Annotated in this window: 17 protein-coding genes; 11 read left to right on the top strand and 6 right to left on the bottom strand. The window is 69.5% G+C overall.

Going from position 1 to position 19053, the window contains the following annotated elements:
* Positions 1-547 precede the first annotated feature (547 nt).
* The 8 genes from I5731_RS18225 to I5731_RS18195 all read left to right on the top strand — a co-directional run bounded on the left by I5731_RS18225 (position 548) and on the right by I5731_RS18195 (position 7727).
* Positions 548-1024, top strand: coding sequence for a YaiI/YqxD family protein (locus I5731_RS18225; protein ID WP_197312842.1), 477 nt, complete (start codon positions 548-550; stop codon positions 1022-1024).
* 69 nt (positions 1025-1093) lie between these two features.
* Complete coding sequence (locus I5731_RS18220; RefSeq protein WP_197312841.1) at positions 1094-1666, top strand: Imm42 family immunity protein; 573 nt, start codon at positions 1094-1096, stop codon at positions 1664-1666.
* Positions 1667-1736: 70 nt separating this feature from the next.
* Entirely contained in the window at positions 1737-2012 is a 276-nt protein-coding gene (locus I5731_RS20110; protein WP_456238114.1) for a DUF7683 domain-containing protein, read from the top strand.
* Between the two features lie 86 nt (positions 2013-2098).
* Complete coding sequence (locus I5731_RS18215; RefSeq protein WP_197312840.1) at positions 2099-3295, top strand: aminotransferase; 1197 nt, start codon at positions 2099-2101, stop codon at positions 3293-3295.
* A 316-nt stretch (positions 3296-3611) separates the two neighbouring features.
* Positions 3612-4697 carry a tRNA preQ1(34) S-adenosylmethionine ribosyltransferase-isomerase QueA gene (gene queA, locus I5731_RS18210; RefSeq protein ID WP_197312839.1) on the top strand — a complete coding sequence of 362 codons (1086 nt, stop codon included), beginning with the start codon at positions 3612-3614 and terminating at the stop codon, positions 4695-4697.
* Positions 4698-4718: 21 nt separating this feature from the next.
* Positions 4719-5864, top strand: coding sequence for a tRNA guanosine(34) transglycosylase Tgt (gene tgt / locus I5731_RS18205; protein WP_197312838.1), 1146 nt, complete (start codon positions 4719-4721; stop codon positions 5862-5864).
* A gap of 173 nt (positions 5865-6037) precedes the next feature.
* Positions 6038-6703 (top strand): ChrR family anti-sigma-E factor, encoded by a 666-nt coding sequence (locus tag I5731_RS18200; RefSeq protein WP_197312837.1) that lies wholly within the window; start codon positions 6038-6040, stop codon positions 6701-6703.
* Positions 6704-6944: 241 nt separating this feature from the next.
* Positions 6945-7727: an SDR family NAD(P)-dependent oxidoreductase gene (locus I5731_RS18195; protein ID WP_197312836.1), complete on the top strand. Its 783-nt coding sequence runs from the start codon at positions 6945-6947 to the stop codon at positions 7725-7727.
* On the opposite strand, the gene I5731_RS18190 is transcribed toward I5731_RS18195, so the two are convergent.
* The 5 genes from I5731_RS18190 to I5731_RS18170 form a co-directional block, all read right to left on the bottom strand.
* Positions 7705-9075, bottom strand: a complete 1371-nt coding sequence (locus I5731_RS18190; RefSeq protein WP_197312835.1) for an MFS transporter — start codon at positions 9073-9075, stop codon at positions 7705-7707. The genes I5731_RS18195 and I5731_RS18190 overlap by 23 nt on opposite strands.
* Positions 9062-10228: an SAM-dependent methyltransferase gene (locus tag I5731_RS18185; protein WP_235981933.1), complete on the bottom strand. Its 1167-nt coding sequence runs from the start codon at positions 10226-10228 to the stop codon at positions 9062-9064. The genes I5731_RS18190 and I5731_RS18185 overlap by 14 nt, the downstream gene beginning before the upstream one ends.
* 251 nt (positions 10229-10479) lie before the next feature.
* Entirely contained in the window at positions 10480-11355 is an 876-nt protein-coding gene (locus I5731_RS18180) for a DUF1365 domain-containing protein (protein ID WP_197312833.1), read from the bottom strand.
* The gene (locus I5731_RS18175; protein ID WP_197312832.1) at positions 11352-12638 is read right to left on the bottom strand and encodes an NAD(P)/FAD-dependent oxidoreductase; all 1287 of its coding nucleotides are present in this window, start codon (positions 12636-12638) and stop codon (positions 11352-11354) included. The genes I5731_RS18180 and I5731_RS18175 overlap by 4 nt, the downstream gene beginning before the upstream one ends.
* 38 nt (positions 12639-12676) lie before the next feature.
* Positions 12677-14152 (bottom strand): cryptochrome/photolyase family protein, encoded by a 1476-nt coding sequence (locus I5731_RS18170; protein ID WP_197312831.1) that lies wholly within the window; start codon positions 14150-14152, stop codon positions 12677-12679.
* A gap of 277 nt (positions 14153-14429) precedes the next feature.
* Here I5731_RS18170 and I5731_RS18165 point away from each other — a divergent pair, with 277 nt between their 5' ends.
* From I5731_RS18165 to I5731_RS20065, 3 genes are all read left to right on the top strand, one after another.
* On the top strand, positions 14430-15083 hold the full coding sequence (locus I5731_RS18165) for a protein-L-isoaspartate O-methyltransferase family protein (RefSeq protein ID WP_197312830.1): 654 nt from the start codon (positions 14430-14432) through the stop codon (positions 15081-15083).
* Between the two features lie 627 nt (positions 15084-15710).
* Positions 15711-17081 (top strand): TolC family outer membrane protein, encoded by a 1371-nt coding sequence (locus I5731_RS18160; protein ID WP_235981899.1) that lies wholly within the window; start codon positions 15711-15713, stop codon positions 17079-17081.
* Positions 17082-17409: 328 nt separating this feature from the next.
* Entirely contained in the window at positions 17410-18123 is a 714-nt protein-coding gene (locus I5731_RS20065; protein ID WP_328839163.1) for a PopZ family protein, read from the top strand.
* A 31-nt stretch (positions 18124-18154) separates the two neighbouring features.
* Here the strand turns inward: I5731_RS20065 and I5731_RS18150 are convergent, their stop codons facing one another.
* Complete coding sequence (locus I5731_RS18150) at positions 18155-18952, bottom strand: TrmH family RNA methyltransferase (RefSeq protein WP_197312827.1); 798 nt, start codon at positions 18950-18952, stop codon at positions 18155-18157.
* Between the last annotated feature and the right edge of the window lie 101 nt (positions 18953-19053).

Here is a 19053-nt window from a genome sequence, read left to right as displayed (position 1 = left end):
CATTGGCGCTAGCGGGGGAGGGATGGCGATGGGGGCGTTTGACGCGTTCGCTTGCACTGTTGCCGTGCGGACCGGAGGGCGGCGAAGCTCGGTGCGCCCGGCCTCGCCCTTCGAGACGGGCCTGACGGCCCTCCTCAGGATGAGGCCTCCGAGAATTTCTCTTTTATTTGCAGACGCTTGTCCTTTTCCCTCATCCTGAGGAAGGCGCGCAGCGCCTGTCTCGAAGGGCGAGGGAAAAGCCGAGGCATCGGCGGAAAGGGAAGGTATGCAGCAGTTGGGCGCTCGGTCATGGTCCGCGCAGGCGGACCACCCACGAAGGCCACACGGCTCGTCCCTTTCCGCCTTCCGCATGGTCCGACAACGGATGACCGACCGGGCGCCGCCTGTTTTCGCACGGCCGCAGGTCGTGGATGGTCCGCCTGCGCGGACCATGACGAGTGATCTTGCACGGGCAAAACTACGATCCGGTTGCGAGATCGAAACCGGCAGGCCCCCCGCCCGCGCGCCCCTCATTGCCTTTCGCCCCCAGCCGGACTATCGCCCTGCCATGACCGACGAACTCCCCATCGAGATCTGGGTCGACGCCGATGCCTGTCCGGTCAAGGACGAGGTCTACCGGGTCGCCGAGCGCCATCGCCTCAAGGTTCATGTCGTCGCGAACCAGCCGATCGGCGTCCCGCGCGAGCCATGGATCGAGCGGGTGATCGTGGCGCAGGGGCCGGATGTCGCCGACGATCACATCGCCGCGCATGCCCACCGTGGCGCGGTGGTGGTGACGGCCGACGTGCCGCTGGCGGCGCGCTGCGTCAAGGCCGGCGCCAGCGTGCTTTCGCCCTACGGCAAGCCGTTTTCCGAGGATTCCATTGGCATGGCACTGGCGACCCGCAACCTGATGGACGAGCTGCGCTCGGCCGGCATGACCACCGGCGGCCCTCCGCCGTTCGGCCCGAAGGATCGCTCCCGCTTCCTCTCGGCGCTCGATCTCGCCATTGTACGGCTGAAGCGCGGACGCGGGGCGCTTTGACGCGACCTGGGGCGGGCTGTCCGGTGCGATCCGAGTTCTTGCTACAGACGCGGTAGGGGAGATGCGGTCTTGCTCGTCGGTGATGTGAGCATTCTTGCCATCGAGAGCGCGATCACACGCGCAGTCCCGAACCGCTCGCAACTCGCCCTCGGGTACTTCGTCCTTCACGTCGGGGGAAAGGTCTACGGCGTGCGGGCGCTGGACGCCACGATGCTCGGCTGCTCGTTTCAGGAGGTGGAGAATCGCCTGCGTCGGCGCGGAACGCATGTCTTACCTGCCCTTGCCGACGTCGATGCAGCCCTGGTGGCGGACGCATATCTCGGTGCCATGTACCGCAATACGCCGCGGACCGGGTATTGCGGCTTGTCCAGACCTGCAGTCATCGATGCGATTCATTCAAGCGCCGTGGTATGGGCGCCGGATGGCGACGAGGCCTTCGATGACGGAAGTCACGTTCTCCAGTTCGACGTCGGCGACAGGGTCCGGCTCGTTGCCTTCGTCAATACGCAAACTCGCGATCAAATGGTAGAAACGATCCGCGAAGTGTGGCTGGATGCTGTCAGCTTCTACAGTATTTTGCTAAATTGGAGCAATGAGTTTCGAAACATGTATTCAATTGCAAGTAAATTAGACCCTGTATAAATTTGATAATTTGTGCATTTTCATCTTTATCAGAGTCTGCAGATCGACAAAAAACCATTGGAGTTGCCTGATGAAGCTTGAAAGATACATTGATGTATTTAAGAAAAACAGGGATTCTCTTATTCGCGAGATACCTATAAATGTGCCTGATATATCAAAAATAAAGAAAATCTACGATGATGAATTTGGAGAGTCCGACGATTACGAAATGGTCAGTGTCTACAAAATAACTTCAAGTAATTATCACCATTTTTACGGTTTGTACTTTTGTGAGAGTGGAGAAGAATTGATATTCGATTTTGACTCTTATGTATACTTCTTTAGTTGCTTCGGCGCGAAAGAGTGAGTGATTCTGCATGTCCAATTTGATCGGAATTCCTGATGTTGAAGTGAGCTTGACATGGGTTTCGTAGGCCTTGGGAGACCAGTACGATGACCATCAGCGTCCGGACTGCGAGCCATTTCGTCAATCCGCTCGTCGCCGGCACCGACGCGCCGCCGATCCCTGCCGCGCAGGCCTGGATCGCCGGCTACGGCGGCGGGCAAGGGCCGCTGATCAATCTCTCGCAGGCCGTGCCCGGTGATCCGCCGGCGCCCGCGCTGCTCGCCGCGCTGGCGAAGGCCGCCGGGGAGCCGGGCGGGGCGACCTACGGGCCGATCGTCGGCGACCCGGCGTTGCGCGCGGCGCTCATTTCCGAGATGGCAACGATCTACGGCGGCGGCGCGGTGGCGCCGAACATCGCCGACGTCGCGATCACCGCCGGCTGCAACCAGGCCTTCTTCGCGACGATGATCGCGCTGGCGCGCGCCGGCGACGAGGTACTGCTGCCGGTGCCGTGGTACTTCAACCACAAGATGACGCTGGACATGCTCGGCATCGGCGCCGTGCCGCTGCCGGCGCGCCTCGAGCACGGCTTCGTGCCGGCGCCGGAGGGTGCGCGCGCGCTGATCGGGCCGCGCACCCGGGCGATCGTGCTGGTGACGCCGAACAACCCGACCGGCGCGATCTACCCGCCCGCCACCATCCGCGCCTTTGCCGAGCTCTGCGCCGAAACGGGCATCGCCCTCGTGCTCGACGAGACCTATCGCGATTTCCTCGGGCCGGACGCCGGCGCGCCGCACGACCTGTTCACGGCGCCCGTCTGGCGCGGCACGGTGGTGCAGCTCTACAGTTTCTCCAAGGCCTTCGCGATTCCCGGCCACCGGCTGGGCGCCGTGGTCGCGGATGCGCGCACCATCGCCGAGATCGCCAAGGTGCTCGACTGCATCCAGATCTGCGCGCCGCGCGCCGCCCAGGCGGGCCTCGCCGCGGCGATGCCGGGTCTCGCCGACTGGCGCGCGGCGAGCCGCGCCACCATCGGCCGCCGCCGCGACGCCTTCGTCGCTGCGATGCAGGCGGCACCCGACTGGACCATCGGCTCGCTCGGCGCCTATTTCGCCTTCGTGCGCCATCCCTTCGACCTGCCGGCCGAGGTGGTCACCGAGCGCCTCGCTCGCGAGGCCGGCCTGCTCTGCCTGCCGGGCAGCTGGTTCGGCCCGGGGCAGGAGCAGTTCGTGCGGATTGCGGTTGCGAACGTGGACGAGGCGGCGCTGGCCGAGGTGCCGGCACGGTTGCGGGTGTTGGGGTAGGGACAAGGCGACAACGAGGATTTGAGAACTAGGATAGGCCGTTACCCCTCCCGACCCGGCTCCGCCGGGCCACCCTCCCCACGAGGGGGAGGGATGTTTCCCTTGCTCGGTTTTTGCAGGCGAATCCCTCCCCTTGTGGGGCTGCTTCGCAGGCGGAGGAGACACGTGGCCCTGGAGCAGGGGTGCCCCGCCGGAGGCGGGGTCGGGAGGGGTAACGGCCCCGCCGCAACCGAACACCCCGCTTTCGCCCCCATCCCGCCCGGTGTATCAAGCGCCGCCTGCGCCCGCCCGCAAACCGACAAGGACATCGACGCCCGTGCGCGTGGACATCTTCGATTTCGACCTGCCGCCCGAGCGGATCGCGCTGCGACCGGCGCGGCCGCGCGATGCGGCGCGCATGCTGGTGGTGCGGCCGGGCGAAGCCCTGAGCGATCGCGGCGTGCGCGACCTGCCGGACGAGCTCCGCCCCGGTGATGCGCTGGTGTTCAACGACACCCGCGTGATCCCGGCGCAGCTCGAAGGCGTGCGCTGGCGCGGCGAGGAGCCGGGGCCGGTGATTTCCGCGACGCTGCACATGCGCGTCGCGCCCGATCGCTGGCGCGCCTTCGTCAAGGGTTCGCGCAAGCTCGCCCTCGGCGACCGCGTCCGCTTCGGCATCGCGGCGGACGGCACCTGCCTCGCCGGGCGGCTCTACGCGACCGTGACGGATAAGGGCGAGGCAGGCGAGACCGAGTTCGCCTTCGACCTCGCCGGCCCGCATCTCGACGCGGCGCTCGGCACCGTCGGCCACATCCCGCTGCCGCCCTATATCGCCGCCCGCCGGCCCGAGGACGACGCCGACCGGCAGGACTATCAGACCGTCTACGCCCGCGAGGAGGGCGCCGTCGCCGCCCCGACCGCGGGGCTGCACTTCACGCCCGAGCTGATCGCGGCGCTGGACGCCCGCGGCGTCTCGCGCCACTTCGTGACGCTGCACGTCGGCGCCGGCACCTTCCTGCCCGTGAAGGCCGACGACACCGCCGATCACCGCATGCACGCCGAAATCGGCCACGTCTCGGCCGAGACCGCGGCCGAACTCAACGCGGTTCGCGCCCGCGGCGGGCGGATCGTCTCCGTCGGCACCACCAGCCTGCGGCTGCTCGAGAGCGCCACGGGCGAGGACGGCGTGATCGGCGCCTATGCCGCGGCGACCGATATCTTCATCACGCCGGGCTATCGTTTCCGGGCCGTCGACGCGCTGATGACCAACTTCCACCTGCCGCGCTCGACGCTGTTCATGCTGGTGTCGGCTTTCGCCGGGCTGGAGACGATGCGGGCGGCCTATGCCCATGCGATCGCGGACGGCTACCGCTTCTACTCCTACGGCGATGCCTCGCTGCTGTTCCCCGCCCGCAAATCCTGACCAGCGGATACCCAAGACCCGATGACCGCACCCTTTGCCTTCGACCTGCTCGCCACCGATGGCCGCGCCCGCCGCGGCACGATCACGACGCCGCATGGCGTGGTGCGCACGCCGGCGTTCATGCCGGTCGGAACGCAGGGCACGGTGAAGGCGATGTTCATGGACGACGTGCGCGCCACCGGCGCCGACGTCGTGCTCGGCAACACCTACCACCTGATGCTGCGCCCGACGGCGGAGCGGGTGGCGAAGCTCGGCGGGCTGCACAGGTTCGCCAACTGGCCGCACACGATCCTGACCGATTCCGGCGGCTTCCAGGTCATGTCGCTGGCGCAGATCCGCAAGCTCACCGAACAGGGCGTCACCTTCCAGAGCCACATCGACGGCTCCAAGCACGAAATGTCGCCGGAACGCTCGATCGAGATCCAGGGCCTGCTGGGTTCCGACATCCAGATGCAGCTCGACGAGTGCCTGCGCCTGCCGGCGAGCCGCGCGGAGATCGACCGGGCGATGCGGCTGTCGCTGCGCTGGGCGGCGCGCTCGCGGCAGAAGTTCGAGGCGATGGGCGGGCCGGGGCTGGGGCAGGGGCTCTACGGCATCGTCCAGGGCGGCGACGATGCGGATCTGCGCGCAACCTCGGCGCGCGAACTCTCCGCCATGCCGTTCGAGGGCTACTCGGTCGGCGGCCTCGCGGTCGGCGAGCCGCAGGCAGTGATGCTGGCGATGCTCGACATCGTCTGCCCGCTGCTGCCCGAGGCGAAGCCGCGCTACCTGATGGGCGTCGGCACGCCGGACGACATCGTCGAATCGGTGGCGCGCGGCATCGACCAGTTCGATTGCGTGATGCCGACCCGCGCCGGCCGCCACGGCCTCGCCTATACCCGTTTCGGCAAGATCAACCTGAAGAACGCCCGCCACGCCGACGACCCGCGGCCGCTGGACGAGTCCAGCGACTGCCCGGCGCTGCGCGACTACTCGCGCGCCTACCTGCACCACCTGGTGCGCACCGGCGAGGCGCTGGGCGCGATGCTGCTGACCTGGGCCAACGTCGCCTACTACCAGAGCCTGATGCTGGGCATCCGCGACGCGATCGAGGCGCGGCGCTACGCCGACTTCGTCGCCGAGACCAAGGCCGGCTGGGCGCGCGGGGACCTTGCGCCGATCGGCTGAGGCGGAAACCAGATCCGCATTCCGCGCGGGGCTGCCGTGTGGCAGGGCTGCGACCGCACGTCGGCGTGATCCGATCTTGCCCGGCCGCCGTACAGTCCGCTAAATGCCGGTATGACAGCCCAAGGCGGCGGTGCACCGGCGGGATCGACGTGAAACGCAGGACATCATCGGGAATGCTGCCGAGCCGGGCCGACGAATTGGACGCGCTGTTCGCGGGCTATGCCCTCGGGACGCTGCCGCTGCCGCTGCAGCTGCTCGTCGATGCGCATCTGGAAATCTCGACGCGAAACCGTGGCTTCGTCGCCGATCTCGAGGCGATGGCCGGGCGCACGCTGGAGTCGGCCGAGCCGGCCGGCCTTTCCGACCGCGATCGCCGCCTCGCCGCGATTTTCAACCTCGGCGAGGACGACGCACCGATCGCTCCGACGATGTCAGAGCCCGAGGTGGAGTCCGAGCGTCCCCGCATGCCGGCCGCGATCCGCCGCTTCCTCGGCGGCGACAGCGATCCGTCGCGCTGGAAGAAGGTGCTGCCCGGCTTCCGCGAGCTGAAGCTCGGCGAGTTCGACGGCTGCCGCACCAGCCTGATGTGGATCCGTGCCGGCCAGGCGATGCCGGTGCACACCCACGAGGGCGCCGAAGTGACGCTCGTCCTCGAAGGCGGCTTTGCCGACGGCATCGGCCACTACGAGGCCGGCGACATCGCCATCGCCGACGACACCGTCGACCACCGCCCCGTCGCCGACGCCGATGGCGACTGCATCTGCCTTGCGATCACCGACGCCCCGCTGCGCCTGACCGGCCCGATCGGCCGGCTGTTCAACCCGCTGATCCGGGGATGAGGGCGGGCTGAGATTTTGCCGGCGCCGTGCCTTGGGGCTCCCCCCTACCTGTCCCTCCCCCGCTTCGCAGGAGAGGGGACGATAGGGGACAAGGCTTTTGCAACACAGCCGTCTCGCCGAACCGAAGCGCCGATGAAGCGGACGCCCTGACCTCCTTCGTCCCCTCTCCTGCGAAGCGGGGGAGGGACAGGGAGGGGGGAAGGCCGCACGGCACAGTCCAACCAACCCCCGGAGCCCCACCATGCCCCTCTACCGCGCCACGCCGACCGACGGCATCGCCTGGATCACCGGGGCGAGCAGCGGCATCGGCCGGGCGCTGGCGCTGGACCTCGCCCGCGACGGCTGGACCGTCGCCGCAACCGCCCGCAAGGCCGATGACCTCGCCGCTCTCGCCGCCGAGGCGCCCGCGGGCAAGATCCTGCCGATGCCGGGCGACGTCACCGACACCACCGCGATGGCCGATATCGTCGCGCGGCTCGAGGCCGGGCACGGGCCGATCGCCCTCGCGATCCTCAACGCCGGCGTCTACCTCTCGGTCACCGCCGACGATCTCGAGGTCGAGCCGTTCCGGAAATCCTTCGACGTGAACCTGTCGGGCACCGTCAACGCGCTGGTGCCGGTGCTGCAGCGGATGCGCGCGCGGCGCAGGGGCCAGCTGGTGATCGTCTCGTCCGTCACCGGCTATGGCGGCCTGCCGACGTCGGCGGCCTACGGCGCCACCAAGGCCGGCCTCACCAATCTCGCCGAGAGCCTGAAATTCGACCTCGACAAGCTCGGCGTCCGCATTCAGGTCGTGCATCCGGGCTTCGTCGAGACGCCGGCGACGGCGGACAATCCGTTCCCGATGCCGTTCATCGTCACGGTGGCGACCGCCTCGCAGCGCATCCGCGCCGGTATCGCAGGTGGCGGCTTCGAGATCACCTTCCCGCGCCGCTTCACCTACGGGCTGAAGGTCGTCAACCTGTTGCCCTATCCGCTCTACTTCTGGGCCGTGAACCGCTTCACGGGCTGGTCGAAGCGCTGACGGCGTCCGCCGCGCGGCCGGCCTCGATCCGGGCGCGGAGCTCGGCCTGCGCGGCGGCGTCCACCGGATAGCCCCACATCAGCGCGACAGCGCCGAGCTTTGCCGCCACCGGCACGAGGGCGTAGAGGCTGGTCAGCATGGTGATCGCCCCGGCCGACTGGGTCGTCGCCGCGGTGTCGAAGCCGGCGGCGCCGAGCAGCGGGAAGGCGAGGCCGACCGCGAGCGCCAGCGCGAGCTTGGTCGCGAGGCCCCAGGCGGCGACGTAGACCCCCGTGCGCTGTTCGCCCGACGTCGCGGTGTCGACGTCGATGACGTCGGCCTGCATCGAGGCGGGCAGCACCAGATCGGCGCCGAGGCCGACGCCGGTGACGACGCAGATCGCCGCGAACAGCCAGACGTCGCCCGGCCCGACCAGCGGCACCAGCGCGAAGACAACGCAGTTCATCAGCATCGCGCCGCACCAGACCCGGTGCTTCGCCAGCCGCCGCGTCAGCAGCAGCCAGAGCGGGATGCCGGCGATGCCGCAAAGGAAATAGAGGAACAGCAGCGGACCGGCGGCATCCGGCGTGCCGAGCGCCTGGCCGACGTAGAACAGGAACAGCGTCGCCGGCAGGCCGTTGGCGAAACCGTTCAGCACGAAGGCGGCGAGCAGCCTGAGGAACGGCGCATTGCGCCGGAGATGCCAGAGCCCGTCGCGAAAGCCCAGCCGCGCCTTGCCGTAGTCGCGCGGCTCCGGCACCACCAGCACCGCGGCGAGCGCCGTCGGCGGCAACACCAGCAGCACGAAGCCGGCGAGCGCGACGAGGCCGCCGCTGGTCGGCGAGCCGCCGAGCGCCTGCACGGCGGCCGGCGCCGCCGTGGCGATCAGCGTGCCGGCGACCACCATGCCCTCGCGCCAGGCGACGACGCGGCTGCGGCCGGCATAGGAGGTGGCGAGTTCCGCGCCCCACGCCCAGTAGGGGATCAGGCTGGCGGTGGTGCCGAGCGAGAGCAGCGCCGCCCAGACGCCGAGCCACAGAATGCCGGCCCCCTCCGGCGGCACGAACACCATCCAGACGGCGAGCACGGTGAGCGGGATCGACGCCGCGAACCACGTCCGCCGCCGGCCGAAGCGCGGCCGGTAGCGGTCGGCGGCCCAGCCGATCAGCGGATCGCTGACGGCATCGAACAGCCGCACGAACAGCAGCACCTGACCGACCGCCGCGAGCGACAGCCCGAGGTCGGCGGCGTAGTGCGTCGGCACGACGATGTAGAGCGGCAGCGTCAGCACCGCGAGCGGCAGGGCGGGCAGGGCGTAGGCCGCGAGCCGCCGGGCCGTCGGCCCGGCGGTCGCGTCAGCCGCGGGCATAGACGATCTGGCGCACGTCGACGTTGCCGGCGCGGAAGCCCGCTTCGCAGTAGTGGAGGTAGTACTCCCAGAGCCGCTTGAAGCGCGCGTCGAAGCCGAGCGGCTCGAGGCTCGGCCAGGTCTCGCGGAAGCGGTCGCGCCACAGCGCCAGCGTGCGGGCATAGTCGAGCCCGAAGATCCGCTCGCCGACCCGGTTGAGGCCCGCAGCCGAGGAGACGCGGTCGAGGATGCCGGGCGAGGGCAGCATGCCGCCGGGGAACACGTAGCGCTGGATGAAGTCCGGGTCGCGGCGATAGGCCTCGAAGGCGCGGTCCTGGATCGTGATCACCTGGATGCCGGCGATGCCGCCCGGCTTCAGGCACTCGCGCAGCTTCTCGAAATAGGTCGGCCAGTAGCGCTCGCCGACCGCCTCGAACATCTCGATCGAGGCGACGCGGTCGTAGCGGCCGGCCTCGTCGCGGTAGTCCTGGAACTTGATGTCGACCTTGTCGGCGAGCCCGGCCTCGAACACCCGCTTGCAGGCGAAATCATACTGCTCGCGGCTGATCGTCAGCCCCGTGACCTTGCAGCCGATCTCCTTCGCCGCGAACTCGGCGAAGCCGCCCCAGCCGCAGCCGATCTCCAGCACGTCATGGCCGCTCTCCATGCCGGTGCGCTCGGCGAGATGGCGATACTTCGCCGTCTGCGCGGTGGCGAGATCCTCGACGCCCTCGTGGAACAGGGCCGACGAGTAGGTCATCGTCCGGTCGAGCCAGGCCGAATAGAACGCGTTGCCGAGGTCGTAGTGCGCCGAGATGTTGCGCTGCGAGCCGCGGCGCGTGTTCTCGTTCAGCCAGTGGCGCAGCTTCATGAAGAGCTTGACCAGCGGCCGGCGGCCGAGGGTCTCCTCCATGAAGGCGCGGTTGACGGCGAAGAGTTCGAGGAAGGCGGTGACGTCCGGGCTCGACCATTCGCTGGCCATGAAGCCCTCGGCGACGCCGATGTCGCCGGCCTCCATGATGCGGCGCACGGCGCGGTAGTCGTGCACCACCAGCACGCCGTGCGGCCCGGCAGTGCGGCCCTCGATCCGGAAGCTGCGCCCGTCCGGCATCGTCACGTCGAGCGAACCCTGTTCGAGGTCGCGCACGAGGCTGACGGCCCGGCGCACCAGCATGGGCAGCCCGGCGAGAAGCGTGGATTCGTTGGCGGAGGTCAGTACGGCCGGGAGCGGTCGCTCGTCGGTGTCCGGTATCGCCGGGGAGGCGCCGGGGGTAGGGGCGTAGGCCGAAATGGAAGCGGTCGGTTCGATCATGGTGCTGAAGTCCCTGACCCCGTCGAGTTCCCTCTCGTTGTCCCTGATCCCGGGCGTTGTCCCTTCCCGCGTGTCCAAAACAGCGTCACCGGTCGCAAGTTCAATGGATGTCATCACGATTGCGGCCTCGTGCGCAAGATTTCGCGTGGCGGGAACGGCCCGCCGTCCCGTGAAGCCGGCGCATGGCTCACCGGAGCGGGCGGCGCCGGACGCATGTGGTAGGTGGCCCCCTTCAGCCAGAGCCGCGCCGCCTCGTAGTGAATGCCGGCGACGACCTTGATCGACTGGAAGGGCAGGGCGGCGAACACCTTCAGGACGCCGGCACTGGTCATCGGCCGGAAGCGGCCGGCGAAGGTGGCGGCGAGGATCGGCCCGTCGGCGTCGGTCTCGAGAATCCGGATACGCATACCTTCGCCCGGCGGCAGCAGGCTGAAGCCGTAGCGCTGGTCCATCGGCATGAAGGGCGAGACGTGGAACAGCTTGTCGCGCGCCTGCCGGATGCCGGCGGGCGAGGCTTCGCCCGGCCGCACCGGCGCGACATAGGTGTGCGTCTCGCCGAAGGTGTTGTGAACCTGGTAGACGACCGCGACGACCGCCCCGGCGGCGTCGTAGGCGAAGTAGACCGAGATCGGGTCGAAGACGTAGCCGAGAACGCGCGGATAGCAGACGAGCAGCACCCGCGCCGGCGCGGCGACCCCGGACTCGGCGAGCAGACCGTCGATCCAGCCGCGCAGGCTGCTGCCGTCGCGCGGCCCGTGGTCGTGTTCCGAGAACGAGAACAGGTTGAAGCGCCCCACCGAGAACAGCCGGCACAGCCGGTCCGCGTCGCCGAGGCGGTCGAGGTCGACGACGAGGTTCGCGACCCGGTAGGCGAAGCGGTGGCCGAAGGGGCGCAGCCGCTGGTGCATCACCTGGCCGACATAGAGCCCGGCGGCAGCGTCCGGCGGCGGGCCGTTGGCGGTGGCCGCGGTGGGGATGCGTTCCGTCATTCGGCCGCCTCGGCCGCGACCTGGGCTTGCGGCACCGCCCACGGCACGGCGCCGCCGAGCGCCTCGGCGACGGCGAGACCCGAGCGCAGCCCGTCCTCATGGAAGCCGAAGCCGGTCCAGGCGCCGCAGAACCACGAGCGGTTGCGGCCCTGGATCGTCGGCAGCGCCGCCTGTGCCGCCAGCGCGTCGGCATCGAACTGCGGGTGGTCGTATTCGAAGACGCCGAAGGTGAGGTCGTCGCGCGGCGGCGTCGCCGGATTGAGGCTGACGAACAGCGGTCGGTTCGGGCAGAGGTTCTGCAGCCGGTTCATCCAGTAGGTGACGGAGGCCGCGCCGCCCTCTTCCTCACGCAGGTAGTTCCACGACGACCAGACCGCGCGGCGCTTCGGCATCAGCGCGACGTCGCGGTGGAGATAGACCTGGTTCGGCCGGTAGCGGATCGCGCCGAGCAGACCGATCTCGTCGACTGTGGGGTTCTCGATCATCGCCAGCGTCTGGTCGGTGTGCGACGCGAACACGACGTGGTCGAAGCGGTCGACGAGGCCCGAGCGGGTGCGGACACTGACGTGGTCGGCTTCACGGCGCACGCCGACGACGCCGTCGCCGAGCCGGAGTTCGGCGTCGATCGAATGCAGGAGCCGCTCGACGTAGTTGCGGCTGCCGCCCGACACCGTGCGCCAGACCGGGCGCTCGTAGTGCACGAGGCGATGGTTGCGGAAGAAGCGCACGAAGCTCTCGGCCGGAAAATCCGCCATCGCGGCATCGGGCGTCGACCAGATCGCCGAGCCCATCGGCACCAGATAGTCCTCGACGAAGCTCCTTCCGAAGCGGCGCTGCGCGAGGTAGTCGCCGAGCGACAGGCCGGCGAGGCGGCCGGCGTCGAGGTCGGCGAGGCACTGGCGGTTGAAGCGCACGATCTCGCGCAGCATCCAGAGGAAGCGCGGCCGGGCGATGTTGCGCTTCTGCGCGAAGACGGCGGCGAGCGACGCCCCCGACCACTCGGTGCGGCCGCGGCCGATCGAGACGCCGAAGCTCATGTCGCTGGATTCGGTGTTGATGCCGAGATGCGCGAACAGGGCGGTGAGCAGCGGATAGTTAAGCTCGTTGTAGACGATGAAGCCGGTGTCGACCGCGATCATCGCGCCGTCGTAGTTGATGTCGACCGTGGCGCTGTGGCCGCCGGCACGATGCCGGGTCTCGAAGAGCACCACCTCATGGTGCTTGGACAGACCGAGGGCTGCGGCATTCCCGGCGATACCGGTGCCGATGACGGCGATGCGCATGCGTATCCTTCTTGGCGGCGAAAGGTCGGAGGTCAGGGTCAGGCCGCGTCGCGCAGCGCCTCGAACGCGCGCAGTGCGCGGTCGCGGCCTTCGTCGAGCGGCACGATCGGGTGGGGATAGTCGCGGCCGAGCTGCACGCCGGCGGCCTTCAGCACGTCGGCGGGCGCTTCCCAGGGCGCGTGGATGAAACGATCGGGAAGCCCGGCAAGTTCCGGCACGAAGCGGCGGACATAGGCGCCGTCGGCGTCGAACTTACGGCCCTGCAGCACCGGATTGAACACCCGGAAGTACGGCGCCGCGTCCGCGCCCGAGCCGGCCACCCACTGCCAGCTCGCCGGGTTGTTGGCGATGTCGGCATCGACCAGCGTGTCCCAGAACCACGCCTCGCCGATGCGCCAGTCGGCGAGCAGGTGCTTGACGAGGTAGGAGGCGGCGACCATGCGGATCCGGTTGTGCATCACGCCGGTCTGCCAGAGCTGGCGCATGCCGGCGTCGACGATCGGCACCCCGGTCCGCCCGCGCTGCCAGGCTGCGATGTCGTCCTCGCCGCCCTTGGTCCAGGGAAACTCGTCGAAGCGGCTCTGGAAGTTGCGCGTCGCCAGATCGGGGAAATGGAACAGCAGGTTGTAGGAAAACTCGCGCCAGCCGATTTCGGAGAGGAACTTCTCGGTCGCCGCGTCGTGGCCGCTGCGCGCCGTCGCGGCATGCCAGATCGATACGGGGCTGATCTCCCCGAAGCGAAGGTGCGGCGACAGCATCGAACTCGCCCCCGCGGCCGGCTGGTCGCGCTCGGCCTTGTAGCGGGCGATGCCGTCGTCGAGGAAGCCGGCGAGCCGCCGCCGCGCGCCGGCCTCGCCGGGCTCCCACGTCTCGCGCAGGCCGCCGGCCCAGTCGGGCTTCGTCGGCAGCAGGCCCCAGGCATCGAGATCGTCGGACGCGAGCGCGCCCTCGAAGCCCTTGATCTTGCGCGGCGCCGGGTACGGATCCCGCGGCGTGCCGACGGTCTGGCGCAGCGCGCGCCAGAACGGCGTGAACACCTTGAACCAGCCGCCGTCGCCCTTCTGCACGGTCCACGGCTCGGCGATCAGGTTGCCGTTGTGGCTGTGCACCGCGATGCCCTCGGCGAGCAATGCTTCACGCAGGGCCTTGTCCGTGGCGATCGCGCCGCCCTCGTAACGGCGGTTCCAGTGGATCTCGGCGGCACCCGCCTCGCCGATCACCGCCGGAACCACGTCGCGGGCGGGACCACGGCGCAGCACGAGCCGCCCGCCACGCTTTTCGATGTCGGCGCCGAGCTCGGCGAGCGAATGATGCAGCCACCAGCGCGTCGCGGACCCGATCGGGCGGGGGCCGTCGCCCCCTTCCTCGAACACGAACAGCGCCAGCACCGGCCGTTCGGTGCGCAGGGCGGCGGTAAGGGCCGGATTGTCGCCGAGGCGCAGGTCATCGCGGAACCAGACCACGACAGGGGCGTCGCCGGAAACGCGGCTATCGGTCGGGCGATCGTTCGGCATCTCGCTGTCCTCCGCCACCGTTCGCGGCTCCCAGGGCCCCTTGCCCGTCGTGATCTTCGATACGCAGGATCGTCACCACCGGTTTCGCCGCGACGGAATCTTTCGTTGAAACAAGCGACAAGGCCGGATTGCCGCGGTCCGGGCCGCGTTTTGCCGGCCTTGTCACCCGTCCCGCGCGGCGATATGGGAAGAGCATGCTCACCGTGACGTCGCGGGGGTCCGGCGCGGTCGTGCGCCGCAGGCCCGCCGCCCGTCCCGCACGAGGGGAACAGCGCTGATGGTCGACTACGCGGCGGCTCGCACCAAGATGGTCGACGGCCAGATTCGGCCGAACGACGTCACCGACCATCGCATCATCGCCGCGATGCTGGCGATCCCGCGCGAGGCCTTCGTTCCGGCCAGCCTGAAGCCGCTCGCCTATCTCGACCGCGACGTGGTGCTCGCCGGCGGCCGGGCGATGCTGCAGCCGATGGTGCTGGCCAAGATGGTGCAGGCCGCCGAGATCGGCGCGTCGGACGTCGTGCTCGACGTCGGCTGCGCCACCGGCTACTCGAGCGCGCTGATCGCCCGGCTGGCGAGCTCCGTCGTCGCCGTCGAGGAGAGCACCGAGCTCGCGAACACCGCTGGCGACGTGCTGCAGACGCTGGGCTTCGACAACGTCGCCGTGGTCGAGGGCGCTCTCAAGGACGGCCTCGCCGCCGAGGGTCCCTACGACGTCATTGTCATCGAGGGCGCCGTCGAGGTGTTCCCCGACAAGATCGCGGCGCAGTTGAAGGATGGCGGGCGCCTCGTCGTGATCGAGGGGCTAGGCGGCTCCGCGCGGGCGATGCTCTACGTCCGCTCCGGCCCCGACCTCAGCGGCCGCGTCATCATGAACGCCGCCGCGCATCTGCTGCCGGGCTTCGCCCGCGAGCCAGCCTTCGTCTTCTGAGGGCTTTGAACGACGGGCCCGTTCCGCACGAGACGACACACGTTTCTGCGGTGTGGCGGGGCAGGGTGGGCCGCTCGACGTGACGCCGCCGCGCCTTGCGCGAGTCGCTTGGTCACTCAACCTTTCCGTCCGTCATCCCCGCGAAAGCGGGGATCCAAAGCGCCGCGGGGTGATGGGTCTCCGACGTCCTCCACGCCTCCTGCGACGTGGATCCCCGCTTTCGCGGGATGACGACGGCGAGGGGCGTCCTTTGACGGGAGCAGCGCCCGATCCCTTGCTGCTGCCGGCAGCTCGACCGCCGCCTCGTGGCAAAACGCGCCGCGCCGAACGAAATTGCGTCATTTGAATCAATTGTTTGTGATGGTTTCCTTGTGCAAGGCGCGGTGAAGAGGACCGACGGCGTCCCTTTGCATTCTGCATCAAACCGGCGCGCCGACCCGGCAGCTGTTGCCCGGTTGCCATAGTTGGGGCGCAATCTGCGATCGACCCGGCGCCGTCCACGCCAAAAACCGTCCGGACAGTTTACTTTCTCATCCGTGCTGGGTACCGCTCGATCTCCAAGAGCGTCCTCAGGGGCGTCGCCGGCGTTGCCGGCTCCCGATGATTCACGACGGAAGAGGTGAGACGTTGCACGCGAGACGGATACTCTCCATTTCGGTCGCGCTCGCCGCGCTGCTCGCTCCGGTCGCAGCTTCGGCTGAGTCCCTGCTCGAGGCGCTGTCCGCAGCCTATTCGAACAACCCGACGTTGAACGCCGCCCGGGCCTCGACCCGGGCGACCGACGAATCGGTGCCGCAAGCGCTGTCGGGCTACCGGCCGCAGATCACCGCCAACATTTCGGGCAGCGCGTCGGTGCTCAACCCGTCGGGTTCGGTGAGCGGCAGCCGCGAATCGCGCCAGGCCGGCGTCGGCATCACGATCACCCAGCCGATCTTCCGCGGCTTCCGCACAGAAAACTCGGTGCAGGCTGCCGAGGCCTCGGTGCGTGCCGCACGCGAAAGCCTGCGCAACACCGAACAGAACGTGCTGCTCGACGCGGTCGAAGCCTACATGAACGTCATTCGTGACGAGGCGATCGTCAACCTGCGCGAGAGCAACATCACCTTCCTCAACGAGCAGGTCCGAGCGGCGCGCGATCGCTTCCAGGTCGGCGAGGGCACCCGCACCGACGTCGCCCAGTCCGATGCCGCGCTCGCCGCCGCCTCGTCGGCGCTCAGCCTCGCCCGCGCCAACGTGCAGTCGAGCCGCGGCGTCTATCGCCAGATCATCGGCCGCGATCCGCGCAACCTGCAGCCCGGCCGCGTCATCGACAAGCTGCTGCCGAAGTCGTTCGAGGAAGCGCTGGCACGCGGCCGCAAGGACCACCCGGCGATCATCGCGTCGGTCCACTCGGCCGATGTGGCCGCCTACAACGTCAAGGTGATCGAGGGCGAACTGCTGCCGACCATCTCGCTGCAGGCGACGGCACAGCGCTCGTGGGTCGGCGGCGACACGTCGTCGGTCGGCGGCACCAGCGGCGAGATCGTCGGCCAGATCACCATCCCGATCTACGAGGGCGGCTCGGTCTATTCCAGCGTGCGCCAGGCGAAGGAAACCTACGGCCAGCGCATGATCGAGGTCGACGCGACCCGCGATCAGGTGCAGGCCGCGGTCGTCGCCGCCTGGGGTGGGCTGGAGGCGTCCCGGGCGCAGGCGATTGCCGCGCGGTCGCAGGTCGATGCCAACCGCCTCGCCCTCGAGGGCGTGATCGACGAGCAGCGCGTCGGCCAGCGCACGACGCTCGACGTGCTCAACGCCCAGACCGATCTCGTCGACGCGCAGGTTTCGCAGGTGCAGGCGCAGCGCGACATCGTCGTCGCCGGCTACACCGTGCTCTCCACCGTCGGCCAGCTGTCCTCGACGAAGCTCGGCCTCAAGGTCGCCGCCTACAAGCCCGAGACGCACTACAAGCAGGTTCGCGACAAGTGGGGCGGCCTGCGCACGCCCGACGGCCGCTGACCTCCGGCGGCACCGACTGACGGAAGCAGGCAGGCCGGCGCCGGTATCCTGACGGGAAGCCAGCTGCGCCATCAGCGCGCGTGAGCGGGACGGGCCGGCCCTCATCGCCGGCAGGGCGCCCGCCGCGGGCCTGCTTCCGGGGATAAGTCGCCGGTGGCACGCCGAGTGGCATTCGCGTTGCGGCCCGCTCCGCCTATACTTCGGAAACTGGTGCGAATCGCGCGGCGTTGCGCGGTCGCCGTCGCGGCGGCTTCGGCAGCGCGGCGCGGGGCCGAAGCGCGGAAGAGGGTGGACGATGGCGAAGGCGGGTGCATCCCAGGAACCGTCGATGGAGGAGATCCTGGCTTCGATCCGCCGGATCATCGCCGACGACGGTCCGGCGCCGACCGCCGCGCCAGCCCCCGCCCCGAAGGCCGCGGCCCCCGAACGGCCCGCGCCGCCGCCGGCCGCCCCCGTCGCCGCCAAGGCACCGCCACCGCCGCCACCTCCCGCCGACGAGGACGACACCGTCTCCGAGGACGACCTCGACCGCCTGTTCGCGAGCGCCGGCAACGACACCGAGGATACGGCCGACGACGTGCTCGAACTCACCGAAGAGTTCGCCGTCACCGACGACGACCTCGGCATCGTCGAGGGCTTCGATCCCGACCTCGCCGACGTCGCCTTCGCCGATCCGGATCCCTTCGCGGAGGCGGAGCCCGACGAAATGCTCGCTCCGGAACCGGAGGACGATTTCGCCGCGATGGCGGTCGAGGAGGAAGAGGACGAGCCGGCTCCGCTGCCGCCGCCGTTGCCGCCGCGCCAGGCCCGGCCGGCGGAGCCCGCCGGCGACCGGCTGCTGTCGCCCGAAGTCGATGCCTCGATCCAGGCCGCCTTCGGCTCGCTCACCACGACCTTGCTGGCGAGCCATCCCCGCACCATCGAAGACCTCGTCGCCGACATGCTGCGGCCGATGCTCAAGGCATGGCTGGACGAGAACCTGCCCGGGCTCGTCGACCGCATGGTGCGCGCCGAAATCGAGCGCATCACCCGCGCCCGCTGACGCCCCGGCAGCCGTGCCGCGTGCCGCCCGGTCAGACCCCGGCACGGGTCAGGTGATAGAGCGCGATGCCGCTGGTCGTCGCGACGTTGAGGCTGTCGAACCCGCCCGACATGTCGATCCGCACCGCCATCGTCCGGGCGAGCACGTCCGCCGGCAGGCCCGGTCCCTCGCTGCCGAGCAGCAGCGCGACCCGCGGCGGCGGAACCAGCCGCGCCAGCGGCAGCGACCCGGCAGGCGACAGCCCAACCACCCGGTAGTCGGCGGCCTCCAGCAGGTCGAGCATCGCCGCGACACTCTCGACTCGCGCGAACGGCACCCTGAGCGCGGCGCCGACCGAGACCCGGATCGCCTTGCGGTAGAGCGGATCGCAGCTCGCCCCGTCGATCAGCACGGCGCCGGCGCCGAAGGCGGCCGCGTTGCGGAAGATGCCGCCGATGTTGTCGTGGTTGGCGATGCCGGCGGCGCAGACAATGACGGGCGGTGCGGCGGCGATCAGGTCGGCTGCAAGCGGCGCGGCGCCGCGCAGCCCGAGGCCGAGGATCCCGCGGTGAATCGGGAAGCCGACGATACGGTCCATCACCGCCTGCGCCGCGACGAACACCGGGACGCTGGCCGGCAACGCGGCGATGACATCGGTGAGCGCCGCGACGCGCTTCTCGGCGAGCAGCAGCGAGTGCGGCCGGAACCGCGACGCCGTGACGAGCTGGCGCACCACGACCTCGCCCTCGGCGACGAAGAAGCCGCCGTGCCCGGCGAGATCGCGGTCGCGGATGTCGAGATAGGGCGCGACCCGCGGATCGGCCGGGTCGGTGACGTGAACAAGCGGCATCGGCGCGGCGGTCTCCGGAGGGCGCGGCTGGCGCGGTGATAGCGGATTTCGCGGCGCGCGGCAGCGCCGTCCTGCCTGCCGGCATCACGGGGGCGTGAGGC

Source organism: Methylobrevis albus (genome assembly GCF_015904235.1).
Classification (GTDB): domain Bacteria; phylum Pseudomonadota; class Alphaproteobacteria; order Rhizobiales; family Pleomorphomonadaceae; genus Methylobrevis_A; species Methylobrevis_A albus.
The sequence above is the reverse complement of the archived record's forward strand: the minus strand, read 5'-3'. Positions and strand labels throughout refer to the sequence as shown.